The following is a 15,587-nucleotide window of genomic DNA, read 5'->3' as shown; positions in this document are numbered from 1 at the left end:
ACGGGGCGTCGGTGTCGAAGGCTCACGTAGGGGGGATGACGCTCTTTTCATCCACCAACTCCCGGCACCCAGGCATGGAAGATCGATGCTCACCGGATGGCGCCGAGGCATTCGTAGGATGGGCTGAGCTGTGCGAAGCCCATCATCCCGGGCCGGGCTTGGATTGATGCGGTTCGCATAGCTCACCGCATCCTACGGACTGGCATGGGACAGGTCAGGCATCAGCCTGGGGGCGGCCTCGGCGGCGGAATTCAACGGGGGTTTCGCCGACCCAGCGTTTGAAGGCGCGGTAGAAGGTGCTGGGTTCGGAGAAGCCGGTGCGTTCGACGATCACCTCGATGCGTTCGTCGGTCTTGAGCAGCAGTTCCTTGGCCAGGCGGCAGCGGTAGTCGGTGACCAGGTCGTTGAAGCGCACGCCGGCCATGGCCAGGCGTTCGCGCAGGCGGCGGGCGGGCATGTTGAGGCGGGCGGCGACCTGTTCCAGGGTGGCGCCGCCGTCCACCAGCAGTTCGCCGATCAGCTCGCGCACCTTGCGCACCAGGTCCAGCCGTTCCACTTCCGCCAGTTGCCGACGGGCCAGGGACTCGTGCATGCGCAGCAGTTCCGGCGCGGCATGGCGCGAGGCCTTGTCCAGCACGGCGGCGTCGAACACCAGCGCGTAGCGCTCGGCGCCCAGGCGTGCCGGGCAGCCGTAGACCGCCTGGTAGCGCTCGGCCGGCGCGCCCTCGGCGTGCATCAGCAGCACTTCGCGGGGGATGAAGTCACCTTCGGTCAGCGCATGGAACAGGCGGATCACCGCCCCGGCGAGCATCTCCGGGAAGTGCCGGTTGCTGCCGATGCTCTGGCCCAGGGACAGCACAGCGCGGTCGCCGTCCACTTCCAGGCGGGCATTGAGGGTGTCGGAGAGCAGGCGCACGTAGCGCAGGGCGTGGCGCAGGCCATCGCCGAAGGTCTCGCTGGAGAGGAAGAGGTATTCCAGCAGCAGGCCGTGGAAGGCCGGCAGGTGCCCAGCCAGGTAAAGGCCGACATGCTCCTCACCGCACTCTTCCGCCGCGGCCCGCCAGAACTGGGCCTGGGCAGCATGGGGGAAGCGTCCGGCGGGCAGGCCGCCCGCAGGCAGGCCGAGCCGCCCCAACACCTTGTCAGGGTCGGCGCCGCTGGCGCGCAGGGCGTCGATCACCGCGCGCATCAGCGCCACGTCGTCGGTCAGGTCACGCATCATTTTCCGAATTCTTGTCATGCGAGGCGGGGGCCATCTTATGCAGCTTTTTACCGTGCGCTCAAGGCGCGCTTGAGCCGCCCGGACGGATTGACTGCCCTGCCAGGACGCCATGCGGCGCGGCCAATGTGCCGCCGGGCGGGGCGGCTAAGCTGCATCGCGTTCGCAACGAGGAGATCGCCCATGGCCACCGACTGGCTCGACCTGCCCACCCTCCCGGCCCTGCCCGGCCTGTTCCTGCGTGCCGCCCTGCGCCGTGGTGCCAGCGGGCGCACCCTGCCCGACCTCGGCCTGCGCACCCAGGTGGAGGTGGATGCCCGCCACCTGGCGCGCTACCGCCAGGTCTGCGGCTTCGGCGACAACGGCCGGCTGCCGGCCACCTACCCGCACATCCTCGCCTTCCCGCTGCAGATGCAACTGCTGACCGACAAGCGCTTCCCCTTCCCGCTGCTCGGCCTGGTGCACCTGGAGAACCGCATCCGCGTGCTGCGCACCCTCGGCGGCCTCGGGCCGTTCCGCGTCAGCGTCGCCGTGCAGGACCTGCGCCCCCACGACAAAGGCGCCACCTTCAGCCTCATCACCCGCCTGGAGGACCAGCTCGGCCTGCTCTGGGAAGGCGACAGCCGCATCCTCTACCGGGGCCTGCGCCTGGACGGCGCGCCCGCCCCGCGCGAGGAGGTCGACGCCCTGCCGCTGACCGAGCTGGACCACTGGCGCGCCGCCAAGGACATCGGCCGGCGCTACGCCCGCGTCGCCGGCGACTACAACCCCATCCACCTCAGCGCCCCCAGCGCCAAGCTGTTCGGCTTCCCCCGCGCCATCGCCCACGGCCTGTGGAACAAGGCGCGCACCCTGGCCGCCCTCGGCGCCCACCTGCCGGATGCCGGCTACGAGGTGGAAGTGCGCTTCCAGAAGCCCGTCCTGCTGCCTGCCGAAGTGCGCCTGCTGGCCAGCGCCGCCGGCCCCAGCGGCCAGTTCGCCCTGCGTGGCAAGGACGACCTGCCGCACATGGCCGGCAGTTGGGCGCCGCTGGCCGACTAGCGCCACCGCCCCCCCTGCGCGGCGCTTGCACCCCGCCGCCCCCGGCACCAAGCTATGCGGCCTCCCAGGAGAGCCGCATGAACCTCGACGCCATTACCCGCCGCCTGCACGCCATTCGTGACCACAACGACTGGCGCCAATTCCACAGCCCCAAGAACCTGGCCATGGCCGCCAGCGTGGAGATGGCCGAGCTGGTGGAAATCTTCCAGTGGCTGACGGAAGACCAGTCCCGCCAGCTCGACGCCGACACCCTCCACCACGCCGGCCAGGAAGTGGGCGACGTGATCCTCTACCTGCTGCTGATGTGCAGCGAGCTGGGCATCGACATGAACCAGGCCGTACTGGACAAGCTGGCCGACAGCGAACGGCGCTTCCTGCCATGACCGACGACCGCCATTTCGACGCCCTCGCCGCGCGCTTCGCGGAGAAGATCTACGGCGGCGCCAAGGGCGCCATCCGCCTCGCCGTGCTCCAGGCCGACCTCGGCGAAGCCCTGCCCGAACGCCCCCTGCGGGTGCTCGACGTCGGCGCCGGCCTTGGCCACATGAGCCTCTGGCTGGCCCAGCGCGGCCACCAGGTGACCCTCGCCGAACCGGCCGAACCGATGCTCGACGGCGCCCGCGAGCGCTTCGCCGAAGCCGGCTGCCAGGCCACCTTCATCCAGGCCCCCTGGCAGGCCCTGCCGCAGCAGCTCGACGGCCGCTTCGACCTGGTCATCTGCCACGCCGTGCTCGAATGGCTCGCCGAGCCCCACGCCATCCTCCCGGCCCTGCACGCCCTCACCGCCCCGGAGGGCTGGCTGTCCCTGGCGTTCTACAACCGCGATGCGCTCATCTACCGCAACCTGCTCAAGGGGCACTTCCGCAAGCTGCGGCGCAACCGCTTCGCCGGCGAAGGCCAGAGCCTCACCCCCCAGCGCCCGCTGGACCCGCGCGAGCTGGCCGCGCAACTCGGCACGCACTGGCGTGTCCAAGCGCAGAGCGGCATCCGCGTGTTCCACGACTACATGCCCAGCGAGTTCCAGGCCCGTGCCGAACTGGCCGACCTGCTGGAAATGGAACTGGCCCACCGGCGTCACCCGGCCTTCGCCGGCCTGGGGCGCTATCTACACTGGATCTGCCGCCCGCTATGAGCAGCGCCCCGGAAACGGGGCACCCAGAACCCGCCTCGACGGAGGCCACCATGCACCGCGCCACCCTCATCGCCAGCCTGCTGGTGCTCAGCGCCTGCCAGAGCCCCAACCCCTACCAGGCCCAGTCCCTGCCCATGCCGCCGGCCCCGCCCGGCGCCGCCACCCACTTCGACCGCAGCGCCTACCCCGCCGCCCCGCGCGACTTCGGCCGCTACCGCAGTTGGAGTTGGCAGGACGGCCGCCTGCCCGCCGGCAACACCTGGGTCAACCCCGAGCAGATGGCCGAGATCGTCAATGCCGGGCTCGACCAGCGCGGCCTGCGCCAGGCCCACGACCCGGCCGGCGCCGACCTGCGGGTGAGCGCCAGCCTGCGCTTCGAGAAACGCCTGCGCCAATACGAAGACCGCAGCGGCGTCTACTACGGCAACGACCCCTGGGGCGACCGCTACGGCGGCTGGGCCAGCGCCCCGCTGGTGCGCACCTACGAGGTGCAGGTGGCGGTGGTCTACCTGGAGTTCCGCGACGCCCGCGACGGCCAGGTGGTGTGGACCGGCAGCGCCGAAACCGACGCCAGCGGCGAGCGCAGCGACCGCAACCAGGCCCTGCGCGAGGCCACCGCCGAAGCCCTCGGCGAGTACCCGCCGCGCTGAAGCGCCCCCCGACAACGTGCAAAACCTTGACCCAGACCCTTGCCGGCCACCCCGGCATGGGATTGGATAGGCCCCCCGGCCCAGGAGACCCACCATGATCCGCCGCCTGTTCCTGCTCGCCTCCGTCCTGCTGCTGGCCGCCTGCCAGAGCGTGGAGATCGACCGCGACTACGACCGCACCCGCGACTTCGGCGCCTACCGCAGTTGGGCCTGGAAAGAGCCCGCCCTGCAGTACCGCCCCGACGACCCGCGCCTGAAGAGCGACCTCACCGAACAGCGCCTGCGCGACGCCCTCACCCTGCAGCTCGACCAACGCGGCCTGCGCCCCGCCGCACCCGGCGCCCGCGCCGACCTCTTGGTGCAAAGCTGGCTGATCGTCGACGACCGCCAGCAGCAGGTCAGCACCAACTACGGCGGCTACTGGGGCGGTAGCTGGGGCAACTACTGGGGCGGCCCCGGCATGACCGAAACCCGCACCTACGACTACCAGGTCGGCACCCTGCAGGTGGACCTCTACGACAGCAAGGACGGCAAGCTCGTCTGGCGCGGCAGCGCCGCCCAGATCCTCCCTGCCACCCCGCCCAGCCCCGCCGAGCGCGAAGCCGCCATCCGCGACACCATCGGCCGCATCCTCGACCACTACCCGCCTCGATGAGCCACACGATGCCCGCACTCAGCCACCGCCCCGTGGCCGCGGATGACCTCGCCGAGGTCGTCCGCTTCCCCCGCGATGCCGACGAACTCTTCTTCGCCTACCCCCGCGCCACCTGGCCCTTCAGCGTCGAGCAACTGGCCGACGCCATCGCCCAGCGCCAGGGCAGCACCGTCGCCCTGCTGGACGGGCGCATCGCCGGCTTCGCCAACTTCTACCAATGGGAACCAGGCGCCTACTGCGCCCTCGGCAACCTGCTCGTGGCCGACTGGGCCCGTGGCCAGGGCGTGGCGCAGTACCTCATCGGCGTGATGGAACAGCAGGCCCGCGCCGGCTACGACGCCAAGCTCATGAAAATCTCCTGCTTCAACGCCAACACCGGCGGCCTGCTGCTCTACACCCGCCTCGGCTACCAGCCCCGCGCCATCGTCGAGCGCCAGGCACCGGGCGGCCAGCGCGTGGCCCTGGTGCAGATGGAGAAACCCCTGGTAGATAGCGCTCCATGACCCTTCGCCTCGCCCGCCCCGCCGACCTGCCCGCCCTGGGCGACATTGAACGGCTCGCCGCCGAACGCTTCAGCACCACCCACCTGCCCGCGCACCTGCGCGGCCACACGCTGCCGCGCGACGTGCTCCAGCGCGGGTTAGAGGCCGGGTTGCTGTGGGTGGTGGAACACGCCGGGCGCGCCGTCGGCTTCCTGCTGGCCGAGCGTGAGGGCCAGGGGCTGCACATCGCCGAAGTCAGCGTGCACCCCGACCATGGCGGCCAGGGCCACGGCCGCGCCCTGCTGGAGGCCGCCGCCGAACGCGCCCGCGCCGAAGGGTTGCCCTGCCTCACCCTCACCACCTTCGCTGACGTGCCCTGGAACCGCCCCTTCTACGAACGCGCGGGCTTTCAGGTACTGGCCGAAGCCGCCTGCGACAGCGCCCTCGCCGCGCACCTTGCCGCCGAGTGTGAAGCCGGCCTCAACGGGCGCGTGGCCATGCGGCGGGTTGTTGGCTAAGGGCGGAGCCCTCGATAAACTGCGCCGAAAAATTTTGGACGGACCCACCATGCTCGAATGGACCACCCTCACTGCCCGCCAACGCGGCACCGCACTGATCGTGCTGCTGATGCCGCTCAGCCTGCTGCTCACCCAGCCCTTCAACCCACAGGCCCTGCTCGAAACCGCTGCCATGTTCAGCCTGTTCGCCGGGCTCGCCCTCGCCCCGCAAGTCGTGCGTGGCCGGCTTCTGCAAAGCCTGCGGGATGGCCAGCGGTTGCCCGCGCCCAGCCTTGGGCTGTTTGCGGGGGCTTTGGTGCTGATGGTGCTGGCGCGTCTGGTTGGGATGGTGGGCGCGTCGTAAGGCCGGAAGCGGCTTGCTGCTCGCGATGCCCCTAAGCGCCTTGCCGATCAGCGAGTGCTGCGGGTGTCACCCGCAGAGCTGGAAAATCAGCGCTGACACCTAGCCTTATCCCCAGCCAACTGCAGCAGACGGCGGAACTGTTCGATGGCCTTGTGGATATCGTCCCGGGTGTCGCCGTCCCAGTCCTCCACCGCATCCAGTTCCAAGCGCAAGGCGTAGAGGCGCTGCTCGATCTCCAGCACCTCATCCGGCCCGCACTCGCTCGCGATGGCGTCCCAGCGCTCAGCCGGTGTCGACACCCAGGGCGGCAGGTCGCCACGGGCGGCTTCGATCAGGTGGGTAAGGCGGCTCATGCGTCCGGCGGGGGGACGTCGATGGGGCGGGTCTGGCCGGCCTCGGGCAGCACCTCCCCGGTCAGCAGCCACCAGCGGAACTGTGGATAAAACCGACTCAATTTCTCCAGGTCATCCGCGCGGAGACGTGCATTGCCGCGCTTGATGCTCTGCCAGCGCACGTATTCCTTGCTGTTGACCTCGGCGAGGTCTTTCAAGCTGGTTAGCTTGAGCAGATGGAGCACGCGATCGGTCACACCTTCCGTCATGGTATTGCGGGAATATGTGTTTTCATCATAAACTAGATTTTGTGAATCAGGCGAAACAGGAGGAGCCTGAGTGCCAGGCATGTTCTCGATATCGGGGGCGAGCTGACCGTTTTCCGGATCGGCCTGCCCGCGCCACAGCCAGAGATCGTATTGCGGAAACGCCTGGATCAGCGCCTCAAGGTCCTCTACGCGGGCTTTTACAGCGTAGTTGGTCGCAACGGTCTGCCAGCGTCTGCGTTCAATTGCAGTCACACCTGCCAGGCGGGCCGCACCGAGATGGCGCACCAGAAACCGAAGCCGATCCTCAATCATCCTGAACCCTAGCCAGACAATTTATTTGATTGACAAAATATTTGTCAGCACCGTGAGCGCGACAGACTAATTATTTGCCATTAAGCCGCATCGAAACCCACGAATACTGAAGGAACCTGCCAGGAACTGGAAGGGCCGGGGCTGCCTGCAAGAAAGTTCAGCCTGGCGTTATGGACATGTTCCACAGCACCCCGTTTGAAAGGAGATTGAGCATGGCTGACTTCACCTTCGACGCCGCCTGCGCGCTGATGGGCCGCACCGCCTGGATAGAACTGAACTGGCCCGACATCCCGGAGCCCACCTTCACCTGCGTGCATATCGTCGGTGTGGTGATGGCGATGGAGGGCGTCTACGACGCCCCGCACTTCCTCACCTTCCAATACAACGGCTCGCAGATGTTCCCGGAAGAACTCTTCTGGTCAGACATCCGCGCATTGCATCCGGTCAGGACAGTGAAGAAGGGAGGGAACGTGGCGGAAGGCAGTGGGAGTCGAACCCACCCAGGAACGGCTGCCGTCCCCCACCGGGTTTGAAGCCCGGCCACGCCACCGGGCGTGATTGCCTTCCTTGTTGATCTGTAGGGCTTTCGCGTCAGCTCCGTTGCCGACCTCACGTGGAGTGTCTACGAAGCGTCGATAGTTCGACGACCGCTAGCGCGTCCGCCTATGCCCTAGAGCGCGGCGAGCATATCGCATGAGCATCTTGGTTTTCCAACCGCCTGCACTCGGCCTGGAATGCCCGCTTTTGGCTGGGAGTCGCCAGTAGCATCGGGCTGGTGTCGGCCAATAGCGGACATCAACGATCAGGCTTCGCCACGCAACTGCAAGCGCAGCCTCGTCCGCCAACGGAGTAACTGGCCTGTTGGCTTAGGTCGCCGGCTGCTGATGTCTTGGCAGGCTTATGGAGATCAGTGCAGTCAGGACGACAAAGCCGCTGGAGACCCACAGGCAGGCTTGCAGCCCGTATTGCTGGAAGACCCAGCCGGACAACAGTGTGCCGACCAGCCGGCCCAGCGCGTTGGACATGTAGTAAAAGCCGACATCCAGCGACACGCCGTCTTCCTTGGCGTAGCTGACGATCAGGTAGCTGTGCAGCGACGAGTTGATGGCAAAGACGGCACCGAAGATCAGCAGCCCGCCCACCAGTACCGCCTGCTTGGACAAGTCGCTATCCAGGCCCACCGCAATGGCAACGGGAATACCGGCCAGCAGAGCAGCCCAGAGAAACGCCGCGCGGCCATCGGGTACATGCCCGTTGCGCTTGCCGGTGAGGGCTGGAGCGAAGGACTGCACGATGCCGTAGCCGATGATCCAACTGGCCAGGAAGCCGCCGACCATCCAGAAGTCCCAGCCGAACACCGTGCTCAGGTAAACCGGCAGGGCGACCACGAACCAGACGTCGCGGGCGCCAAAGAGGAACAGGCGCGCGGCTGAGAGGATGTTGATCGCCCGGCTCTTGGACAGGATGTCCTTGAACTTTGGTTTGGCTTTGGCCTTGCCCAGATCCTTCTTCAGCAGGAATAGGCTGGCGATCCAGATCACCGCCAGCACCCCAGCCATGACCAGTACCGCGCCGGCAAAACCGAGCACGGCCAGCAGGGCGCCGCCGAGGAAGAAGCCCACGCCCTTGAGCGCATTCTTCGAGCCGGTGAGGATCGCCACCCACTTGTACAGTGTGCCCTGCTGGGCATCGGGCACCAGGAGCTTGATGGAGCTCTTGGCCGACATCTTGTTGAGGTCTTTGGCGATCCCCGACAGCGCCTGCGCGCCCATCACCCAGGGCACGGTCAGCCAGGCGGCAGGCACGGTGAGCATCAGCAGAGCGACCACCTGCATGGCCAGGCCGATGTTCATGGTGCGATTGAGGCCCAGCCTGGCGCCGAGGTAGCCGCCCACCAGGTTGGTGACCACGCCGAAGATCTCGTAGAACAAAAACAGCGCGGCAATCTGCAAGGGGCTGTAGCCCAGGCTGTGGAAGTGCAACACCACCAACATGCGCAAGGCGCCATCGGTGAGGGTGAATGCCCAGTAGTTGCCGGTCACCAGCAGGTACTGTTTGACCTCCGGGGCTAGGGCTGACAACGCCTTCATGCTTGCATCCCTACTCGGTTAAACGGCCAGGCCGACCAGCTTGGCCAGCTCCACGGTGCGGTTGGCATAGCCCCATTCGTTGTCGTACCAAGCGTACAGCTTCACCTGGGTGCCATTGACGACCATGGTCGACAGCGCATCGATGATCGAGGAACGCGGGTCGGTGCGGTAATCGATGGAGACCAACGGGCGTTCCTCGTAGCCGAGGATGCCTTTCAGTTGGCTGGCGGCAGCTGCCTTCAGTAACTGATTGACTTCCTCTACCGTGGTCGCACGCTCGACTTCGAACACGCAGTCGGTCAGCGAGGCGTTGGCCAACGGCACCCGCACGGCATGGCCATTCAGCTTGCCGCGCAGCTCGGGGAAAATCTCGGCAATGGCGGTAGCCGAGCCGGTGGTGGTCGGGATCAGGCTCATACCCGAGGCGCGGGCACGGCGCAGATCTTTATGCGGGGTGTCGAGGATGCTCTGGGTGTTGGTCAAGTCATGGATGGTGGTGATCGAGCCATGGCGGATGCCGAGGCTCTCGTGGATCACCTTGACCACTGGAGCCAGGCAGTTGGTGGTACAGGAGGCAGCTGTAACGATGCGGTGCTCGGCGGGATTGAACAGCTGCTGGTTGACGCCCATCACCACGTTCAGTGCTCCTTTCTCCTTCACGGGCGCACAGACCACCACGCGCTTCACGCCCTGATCCAGGTAGGCCTGCAATACCGCCACGGTCTTCATCTTGCCGCTGGCTTCGATCACCAGATCGCAGTTCGACCAGTCGGTGTCGGCAATCGCCTTGTTGGCGGTGACCTGGATGCGCTTGCCGCCGATCACCACGCAATCGCCGTCACTACTGGCTTCGTGGTGCCAACGACCATGCACCGAGTCGAAGTTGAGTAGGTGCGCATGGGTGGCGGCATCACCAGCCGGATCGTTGATGCGGACGAATTCGAACTCGGGCCAGTCCCAGGAGGCGCGCAGCGCTAAGCGACCGATGCGACCGAAACCGTTGATACCAATTTTGATAGCCATTTTCTTCGACTCAGCTGCCGGAGTTAGTGGGAGGCACCGAACTGGGAGATCCAGTTGAGATGCGCCGGGTGTTGAATGGCCTTGGGCCGCAGGGCCTGCACCAGGGCAATGGCGTCGGCGCGGGGAATGCCGGCCTCGATCATGATTCGCGCAGCAATCAGCCCGGTGCGGCCCGAACCGCCCTTGCAGTGGATGGCGATGTCCTGGCCGGCGTTGAGCAATTCAAGGATGTTTTGTTTGGAGGCTTTCCAGCCCTTGCCGAAATTCTCAAGCGGCACTTGCTCATCCGCGACCGGCAGGTGGAACCAGGCCATGTCCTGCGCTTGGCATTGCTTGCCGATGTCCTCGGCCCCGTTGGCTGCCAGTTCGCTCGCCGGCATCAGGCTGATCACGGCAGAGGCGCCGGCCTGTTTGAGCGTGGTCAGCGAATCGGCAAGGCTGCTGTTCTTGGTGCCGGGGCAGGGTGTGAGGATCAGCTTGCCCTTGATGCCGGGGATGCTGAGCAGGTCGTAGGGATGATTCATCGAGCGTGATTCCTGGCAGTCAGATAGCGCGCTGGTTGACGCGCTTGGAAAGTTCTTCGGCGGACTCTTTACGTTCCGAGTAGCGGTCGACCAGATAGTCGCTACGCCCGCGCAGCAGCAGAGTGAACTTGACCAGTTCCTCCATGACGTCCACCACGCGGTCGTAATAGCTGGAGGGCTTCATGCGCCCGGCCTCGTCGAATTCGAGGTAGGCCTTGGCTACTGAAGACTGGTTGGGGATGGTGAACATGCGCATCCAGCGCCCCAGCACACGCATCTGGTTAACCGCATTGAAGGATTGCGAGCCGCCACAGACCTGCATCACGGCCAGGGTCTTGCCCTGACTCGGGCGGATGGCACCCATGGACAGCGGTATCCAGTCGATCTGCGACTTGAACACCCCGGTCATGGCGCCGTGCCGTTCGGGGGAGCACCAGACCTGACCCTCCGACCAGAGCACCAGGTCGAGAAGTTCCTTGACCTTGGGGTGGCTGCTGTCGGCATCGTCCGGCATGGGCAGGCCGGACGGATCGAAGATTCGGGTTTCCGCGCCAAAGGCCTCCAGCAAACGTGCCGCCTCCTGAGTCAGCAGCCGACTGTAGGAGCGTTCACGATTGGAGCCATAGAGCAGCAGGATGCGCGGTTTGTGCTCGTCCTCGGCGAGGCCCAGGTTTTCCGGGATAGAGCGATCAAACAGCTCCTCGGCGACGTTGGGCAGGTTGTCGATCATGGGCTTGTACCTCTTGGGCTACAGCGAGCCGATTCTGTTCAACTCGACTTTGAGCGCATCGCTATCGAGTTGTGCGAAGGGCTGCGCGATAAATGCGTTCACCCGCTTCTGGATCTGTTGGATGGTGGCTGCAAACGCAGCGGTGATGTCTGCCTCAGAACCGTTTACTTCGGATGGGTCACTCAGCCCCCAATGGCAACGTATCGACGGGCCAAAGAACACAGGGCAGGCTTCTCCGGCGGCCTTGTCGCAAACGGTAATGACGATGTCAGGGGCTAGAGACTGATAGACATCGGTTGATTTGCTACTCAGCCCCTCAACATCGAAGCCAGCATCAAGCAGTGCCTTCAAAGCCAATGGATTTACTTCTCCCTTAGGGTGGCTGCCCGCGCTAAAGGCCCGCATGCCCTTCGGTGCCAGCGCGTTGAAGATGGCCTCCGACAGGATGCTGCGGCAGCTATTGGCGGTGCAGAGAAAGAGAACTTTCATGGTCATCCCCAGTGCCGGGCATTCAATCGCAGGCGGGATTGCGACCAGGACGATCACGCATTTGCCAGAGACGCTGTACGTCCTGGCGCAACCACTCGGCATTGTTGTCCAGGGTCTGCTTCAGAATATCGGTCACCCATCCCGACAACTGCGGGTGCAAGCGGTAGTACACCCACTGGCCATTGCGGCGATCTTCCAGAAGACCGCAGCCTCGCAGCAGGGCCAGATGTCGGGAGATCTTCGGTTGCGCCTCATCTAGTGCCGAGGTCAGTTCGCAGACACACAGTTCCTGCTCCAGGGTCACCAGCAAAGCGATTCGTGCTCGCGTCTCATCGGCCAGGCATTTGAATACCTCGGTTGGTGACATGGGTTGGCTGCCAGCGGGCTCTTGAGTCGGCCTGTTTTTAATCAGCACGAACATTTTTATCCGTTCGTGAATCTCATGCAGGGTCTTGCGGTAGGCGTCTTTCTGCGAGCTGGTCACCGGATCTTCGAAGTTCCAAGCGATGTACTCGCCGGCGCCAGGCAGTGCCAAGCACTCCAAGGCAGACTTGTCACACAGCGTGATCACATAGTCGAAAGGCTCGCCAGCGACCTGCTCGATGGACTTGCTATAAAGCCCGTCAGTGGAAACACCAAGATGCTCCAGCGCATCGCGTGCTCGGATGTCGACTTCCGTGGGGGCAGAACCTGCACTGTAGACCTCGAAGTTTTCCGAGTCGGTGTGGCGTAGCAGGGCTTCAGCCATCTGCGAGCGTGCTGAATTCGCAACGCAGAGGAACAGGACGCGCTTTTTTTGGCTCATGTTGATCTCTATCAAAGATGCACACGGCCAAATATATTATTTTTCGAATATGCAGTAAAGTGAATATGCGCCACGTCGGCGCGCCAAGTGTTTGAGGATAGGCAGCAAAGATGACAAATGCGTGTGAAGTCGCAATGAAGCAGGCCTCTGGGGCCCCGCTGGGGGTGTTTGAGCGCTACCTGACCCTGTGGGTGTTCCTGTGCATTGTGGCGGGCACTGTGCTGGGCCTGGTTGCGCCCCAAGCAGCTCAGGCCGTTGGCGCCCTGGAAGTAGCGAAGGTGAATATCCCAGTGGGGCTGCTTATCTGGGTGATGATCATTCCGATGCTGATGAAGATCGACTTCGCGGCGCTGCATGAGGTGCGCCAGCAAAAAGCCGGTATGGGCGTCACCCTGTTCGTCAACTGGGCGATCAAGCCGTTTTCCATGGCGCTGATTGGCTGGCTGTTCATCAAGGTGCTGTTTGCGGACTGGCTGCCTGCCGAGGAGCTGGATAGCTACATGGCGGGGCTGATCCTGTTGGGTGCAGCGCCCTGCACGGCGATGGTGTTTGTCTGGAGCAACCTGTGTAACGGCAATGCCAACTTCACCATTACTCAGGTAGCCGTCAACGACCTGGTGATGGTGTTCGCCTTCGCCCCCATTGTGGCGTTGCTGCTAGGCGTGTCCTCGATCCCGGTGCCATGGGGCACCCTGCTGCTCTCGGTGGTGATGTATATCGTCATCCCGCTGGCTATTGCCCAGTTTCTGCGAGCCCGTTTGATGAAGCGTGGCGAAGCCCACTTTCAGAAGGCCCTGGCAAAGATCTCGCCGTTCTCCATTCTGGCTCTGCTGGCGACCCTGGTGCTGTTGTTCTCCTTCCAGGGTGAGTCGATTGTCGAGCAGCCGCTGGTCATCGGCATCATTGCGATCCCCCTGCTGGTGCAGACACTGTTTATCGCAGCGCTGGGTTACTGGCTCTGCCATACCTTGAAAGTGCGCCACGACGTGGCAGGCCCGGCCACCATGATCGGAGCCTCGAACTTCTTCGAGCTGGCTGTAGCCGTGGCGATTGTCTTGTACGGTTTCAACTCGGGAGCCGCACTCGCAACCGTGGTCGGGGTGCTGATAGAGGTGCCTGTGATGCTCTGGTTGGTACGCATGGTCAACAGCACTCGCAACTGGTACGAGAGCAGCCTCAACAATCGCTAAGGGGGTCAGCATGCGCTTTGTCGACAACGCACCACGCTTCCTGTTTTTCACCGGTAAGGGCGGGGTTGGCAAGACGTCCATTGCCTGCGCAACAGCCCTGGAGTTGACCCGTCAGGGCAAGCGAGTGCTGCTGGTGAGCACCGATCCAGCCTCCAATGTGGGCCAGGTATTCGGTCTGGAAATCGGCAATCACATTACTGCCGTGCCCGCAGTTGAAAATCTGGCGGCCTTGGAGATTGACCCACAGGGCGCTGCCCAGGCTTATCGAGATCGAATTGTCGGCCCGGCGAGAGGCGTCATGCCAGCTGATGTGGTCAAGGGCATGGAGGAGCAGTTGTCGGGTGCCTGCACCACCGAGATTGCCGCCTTCGACGAATTCACCTCGCTGCTGGTCAACGAAGAACTGAAGACTCGCTTTGATCACATCATTTTCGATACGGCGCCGACTGGTCACACGATTCGGTTGCTGCAGCTACCCGGTGCCTGGAGTGGGTTCCTGGAGGCGGGGCAAGGCGATGCATCCTGTCTTGGCCCCCTGGCCGGCTTAGATAAACAACGAGACCAGTATCGCGAGGCGGTAGAGGCACTCTCTGATCCTGCCAAAACTCGCCTGGTTCTGGTTGCCAGGGCGCAGGCTGCCACCCTGCGCGAGGCCGCCCGCACCCGCGAGGAATTGGCGGCCATCGGGTTGCAAGAGCAGTACCTGGCGATCAACGGCGTGCTGCCGGAGAGTGAGGCACATAGGGATGCTTTGGCTGCTGCCGTCTATAAGCGCGAACAGGCCGCAGTCGCTGCTATGCCGACAGCGCTGAGAGCATTGCCACTCGATCTGTTGCCGTTAAAAGCATTCAACCTGGTGGGATTGGATGCCCTACGACAATTTTTGGTTGAGGGCTCTGCTGAGGACGCGCAGGCACCGGCCAGTTCGCCAATTGATTTGAACGCTCCACGACTCAACTCCCTGATCGACGATATCGCCGCCAATGGTCATGGCTTGATCATGGTGATGGGCAAAGGTGGTGTCGGGAAAACGACTCTGGCGGCAGCGGTTGCTGTCGAATTGGCTCGCCGTGGGTTGCCTGTACACCTGACAACCTCTGATCCAGCTGCGCACCTTGCCGAGACACTGGATGGAACGCTTGAGCACCTGACACTGAGCCGCATTGACCCGCATGCGGAGACACAACGCTATCGTGATCACGTCATGGAAACCAAGGGAGCGGGTCTGGATGAGCAGGCTCGGGCGTTGCTAGCCGAGGATCTGCGTTCACCCTGCACCGAGGAGATCGCGGTATTCCAGGCTTTTTCACGAATCATCCGTGAAGCCGGCAAAAAGTTCGTGGTGATGGACACCGCCCCGACCGGCCACACCTTGCTGCTACTGGATGCTACCGGGGCTTATCACCGCGACATTGCTCGGCAGATGTCGGGCAGCAAAATGCGCTTTTCCACGCCAATGATGCAGCTCCAAGATCCTAAACAAACCAAGGTGCTGCTGGTGACCCTTGCTGAAACCACTCCCGTGCTGGAGGCTGCTGGCCTGCAAGCTGATCTGCGTCGCGCCGGCATTGAGCCTTGGGCATGGGTGGTCAACAACAGCGTAGCAGCCGCAAAGACTGAATCTCCGCTTCTACATAAGCGAGCGGTCAATGAGCTGAGGGAAATTGAGCATGTTGCGACTGAGCACTCGCAACGCTATGCAGTCATTCCGCTAACGGCGGAGGAGCCGCTAGGGGTTGAGCGATTACTCGCTCTCAGCAAGTAATGTGCACCAATGAAAAGG

At 64.1% G+C, this 15,587-nt stretch carries 19 protein-coding genes and 1 tRNA gene; 10 read left to right on the top strand and 10 right to left on the bottom strand.

The window, feature by feature from the left end; genetic code table 11:
* Positions 1–214 precede the first annotated feature (214 nt).
* The gene (locus A7D27_RS23195) at positions 215–1,219 is read right to left on the bottom strand and encodes an AraC family transcriptional regulator (RefSeq protein ID WP_044411304.1); all 1,005 of its coding nucleotides are present in this window, start codon (positions 1,217–1,219) and stop codon (positions 215–217) included.
* A gap of 183 nt (positions 1,220–1,402) precedes the next feature.
* On the opposite strand from A7D27_RS23195, the gene A7D27_RS23190 reads away from it, so the two are divergent.
* The 8 genes from A7D27_RS23190 (at position 1,403) to A7D27_RS23155 (ending at position 6,040) form a co-directional block, all read left to right on the top strand.
* Positions 1,403–2,260, top strand: a complete 858-nt coding sequence (locus A7D27_RS23190; protein WP_044411250.1) for a MaoC/PaaZ C-terminal domain-containing protein — start codon at positions 1,403–1,405, stop codon at positions 2,258–2,260.
* Between the two features lie 77 nt (positions 2,261–2,337).
* Complete coding sequence (locus A7D27_RS23185; RefSeq protein ID WP_044411248.1) at positions 2,338–2,643, top strand: nucleotide pyrophosphohydrolase; 306 nt, start codon at positions 2,338–2,340, stop codon at positions 2,641–2,643.
* Positions 2,640–3,392 (top strand): methyltransferase domain-containing protein, encoded by a 753-nt coding sequence (locus A7D27_RS23180; protein ID WP_069561549.1) that lies wholly within the window; start codon positions 2,640–2,642, stop codon positions 3,390–3,392. The genes A7D27_RS23185 and A7D27_RS23180 overlap by 4 nt, the downstream gene beginning before the upstream one ends.
* Before the next feature lie 50 nt (positions 3,393–3,442).
* Entirely contained in the window at positions 3,443–4,042 is a 600-nt protein-coding gene (locus A7D27_RS23175) for a DUF4136 domain-containing protein (protein ID WP_069566221.1), read from the top strand.
* A gap of 94 nt (positions 4,043–4,136) precedes the next feature.
* Positions 4,137–4,697: a DUF4136 domain-containing protein gene (locus tag A7D27_RS23170; protein WP_069566220.1), complete on the top strand. Its 561-nt coding sequence runs from the start codon at positions 4,137–4,139 to the stop codon at positions 4,695–4,697.
* A gap of 8 nt (positions 4,698–4,705) precedes the next feature.
* Positions 4,706–5,200, top strand: a complete 495-nt coding sequence (locus A7D27_RS23165; RefSeq protein WP_069566219.1) for a GNAT family N-acetyltransferase — start codon at positions 4,706–4,708, stop codon at positions 5,198–5,200.
* Positions 5,197–5,697: a GNAT family N-acetyltransferase gene (locus tag A7D27_RS23160; protein ID WP_069566218.1), complete on the top strand. Its 501-nt coding sequence runs from the start codon at positions 5,197–5,199 to the stop codon at positions 5,695–5,697. The genes A7D27_RS23165 and A7D27_RS23160 overlap by 4 nt, the downstream gene beginning before the upstream one ends.
* A 49-nt stretch (positions 5,698–5,746) precedes the next feature.
* Positions 5,747–6,040: a hypothetical protein gene (locus A7D27_RS23155; protein WP_069561554.1), complete on the top strand. Its 294-nt coding sequence runs from the start codon at positions 5,747–5,749 to the stop codon at positions 6,038–6,040.
* Positions 6,041–6,126: 86 nt separating this feature from the next.
* Here A7D27_RS23155 and A7D27_RS23150 read toward each other — a convergent pair whose 3' ends face one another.
* The 9 genes from A7D27_RS23150 to A7D27_RS28965 all read right to left on the bottom strand — a co-directional run bounded on the left by A7D27_RS23150 (position 6,127) and on the right by A7D27_RS28965 (position 12,614).
* Positions 6,127–6,393 (bottom strand): hypothetical protein, encoded by a 267-nt coding sequence (locus A7D27_RS23150; protein ID WP_069561555.1) that lies wholly within the window; start codon positions 6,391–6,393, stop codon positions 6,127–6,129.
* The gene (locus A7D27_RS28840; RefSeq protein WP_240923360.1) at positions 6,390–6,953 is read right to left on the bottom strand and encodes a hypothetical protein; all 564 of its coding nucleotides are present in this window, start codon (positions 6,951–6,953) and stop codon (positions 6,390–6,392) included. The genes A7D27_RS23150 and A7D27_RS28840 overlap by 4 nt, the downstream gene beginning before the upstream one ends.
* Positions 6,954–7,424: 471 nt before the next feature.
* Positions 7,425–7,520: transfer RNA gene (locus A7D27_RS23140), tRNA-Sec, on the bottom strand.
* 299 nt (positions 7,521–7,819) lie between these two features.
* A complete protein-coding gene (gene arsJ, locus A7D27_RS23135; RefSeq protein ID WP_069561556.1) occupies positions 7,820–9,043 on the bottom strand; it encodes an organoarsenical effux MFS transporter ArsJ in 1,224 nt (407 codons plus the stop codon).
* 18 nt (positions 9,044–9,061) lie between these two features.
* The gene (locus A7D27_RS23130) at positions 9,062–10,066 is read right to left on the bottom strand and encodes an ArsJ-associated glyceraldehyde-3-phosphate dehydrogenase (RefSeq protein WP_069561557.1); all 1,005 of its coding nucleotides are present in this window, start codon (positions 10,064–10,066) and stop codon (positions 9,062–9,064) included.
* 23 nt (positions 10,067–10,089) lie between these two features.
* A complete protein-coding gene (locus tag A7D27_RS23125) occupies positions 10,090–10,590 on the bottom strand; it encodes a cyclin-dependent kinase inhibitor 3 family protein (RefSeq protein ID WP_069561558.1) in 501 nt (166 codons plus the stop codon).
* Between the two features lie 19 nt (positions 10,591–10,609).
* Entirely contained in the window at positions 10,610–11,320 is a 711-nt protein-coding gene (gene arsH / locus A7D27_RS23120; protein ID WP_069561559.1) for an arsenical resistance protein ArsH, read from the bottom strand.
* An 18-nt stretch (positions 11,321–11,338) separates the two neighbouring features.
* A complete protein-coding gene (locus A7D27_RS23115; protein WP_069561589.1) occupies positions 11,339–11,809 on the bottom strand; it encodes an arsenate reductase ArsC in 471 nt (156 codons plus the stop codon).
* Positions 11,810–11,831: 22 nt separating this feature from the next.
* Complete coding sequence (locus tag A7D27_RS28965) at positions 11,832–12,614, bottom strand: metalloregulator ArsR/SmtB family transcription factor (protein ID WP_069561560.1); 783 nt, start codon at positions 12,612–12,614, stop codon at positions 11,832–11,834.
* A 110-nt stretch (positions 12,615–12,724) separates the two neighbouring features.
* On the opposite strand from A7D27_RS28965, the gene arsB reads away from it, so the two are divergent.
* Complete coding sequence (gene arsB, locus A7D27_RS23105; RefSeq protein ID WP_170832323.1) at positions 12,725–13,804, top strand: ACR3 family arsenite efflux transporter; 1,080 nt, start codon at positions 12,725–12,727, stop codon at positions 13,802–13,804.
* 10 nt (positions 13,805–13,814) lie between these two features.
* Positions 13,815–15,569: an arsenical pump-driving ATPase gene (gene arsA, locus A7D27_RS23100; protein ID WP_069566216.1), complete on the top strand. Its 1,755-nt coding sequence runs from the start codon at positions 13,815–13,817 to the stop codon at positions 15,567–15,569.
* Positions 15,570–15,587 lie beyond the last annotated feature (18 nt).

Origin of the sequence: Pseudomonas sp. 1D4, assembly GCF_001728925.1 — a bacterium.
Lineage (GTDB): Bacteria > Pseudomonadota > Gammaproteobacteria > Pseudomonadales > Pseudomonadaceae > Metapseudomonas > Metapseudomonas otitidis.
Note: the sequence above shows the minus strand (reverse complement) of the source record. Positions and strands in the feature narration are given on the sequence as shown.

Excerpts from the sequence above, each read along its gene's own strand:
- A7D27_RS23195 (WP_044411304.1), bottom strand. The coding sequence starts at position 1,219 with ATGCGTGACCTGACCGACGACGTGGCGCTGATGCGCGCGGTGATCGAC.
- A7D27_RS23190 (WP_044411250.1), top strand. The coding sequence starts at position 1,403 with ATGGCCACCGACTGGCTCGACCTGCCCACCCTCCCGGCCCTGCCCGGC.
- A7D27_RS23185 (WP_044411248.1), top strand. The coding sequence starts at position 2,338 with ATGAACCTCGACGCCATTACCCGCCGCCTGCACGCCATTCGTGACCAC.
- A7D27_RS23180 (WP_069561549.1), top strand. The coding sequence starts at position 2,640 with ATGACCGACGACCGCCATTTCGACGCCCTCGCCGCGCGCTTCGCGGAG.
- A7D27_RS23175 (WP_069566221.1), top strand. The coding sequence starts at position 3,443 with ATGCACCGCGCCACCCTCATCGCCAGCCTGCTGGTGCTCAGCGCCTGC.
- A7D27_RS23170 (WP_069566220.1), top strand. The coding sequence starts at position 4,137 with ATGATCCGCCGCCTGTTCCTGCTCGCCTCCGTCCTGCTGCTGGCCGCC.
- A7D27_RS23165 (WP_069566219.1), top strand. The coding sequence starts at position 4,706 with ATGCCCGCACTCAGCCACCGCCCCGTGGCCGCGGATGACCTCGCCGAG.
- A7D27_RS23160 (WP_069566218.1), top strand. The coding sequence starts at position 5,197 with ATGACCCTTCGCCTCGCCCGCCCCGCCGACCTGCCCGCCCTGGGCGAC.
- A7D27_RS23155 (WP_069561554.1), top strand. The coding sequence starts at position 5,747 with ATGCTCGAATGGACCACCCTCACTGCCCGCCAACGCGGCACCGCACTG.
- A7D27_RS23150 (WP_069561555.1), bottom strand. The coding sequence starts at position 6,393 with ATGAGCCGCCTTACCCACCTGATCGAAGCCGCCCGTGGCGACCTGCCG.
- A7D27_RS28840 (WP_240923360.1), bottom strand. The coding sequence starts at position 6,953 with ATGATTGAGGATCGGCTTCGGTTTCTGGTGCGCCATCTCGGTGCGGCC.
- arsJ (WP_069561556.1), bottom strand. The coding sequence starts at position 9,043 with ATGAAGGCGTTGTCAGCCCTAGCCCCGGAGGTCAAACAGTACCTGCTG.
- A7D27_RS23130 (WP_069561557.1), bottom strand. The coding sequence starts at position 10,066 with ATGGCTATCAAAATTGGTATCAACGGTTTCGGTCGCATCGGTCGCTTA.
- A7D27_RS23125 (WP_069561558.1), bottom strand. The coding sequence starts at position 10,590 with ATGAATCATCCCTACGACCTGCTCAGCATCCCCGGCATCAAGGGCAAG.
- arsH (WP_069561559.1), bottom strand. The coding sequence starts at position 11,320 with ATGATCGACAACCTGCCCAACGTCGCCGAGGAGCTGTTTGATCGCTCT.
- A7D27_RS23115 (WP_069561589.1), bottom strand. The coding sequence starts at position 11,809 with ATGAAAGTTCTCTTTCTCTGCACCGCCAATAGCTGCCGCAGCATCCTG.
- A7D27_RS28965 (WP_069561560.1), bottom strand. The coding sequence starts at position 12,614 with ATGAGCCAAAAAAAGCGCGTCCTGTTCCTCTGCGTTGCGAATTCAGCA.
- arsB (WP_170832323.1), top strand. The coding sequence starts at position 12,725 with ATGACAAATGCGTGTGAAGTCGCAATGAAGCAGGCCTCTGGGGCCCCG.
- arsA (WP_069566216.1), top strand. The coding sequence starts at position 13,815 with ATGCGCTTTGTCGACAACGCACCACGCTTCCTGTTTTTCACCGGTAAG.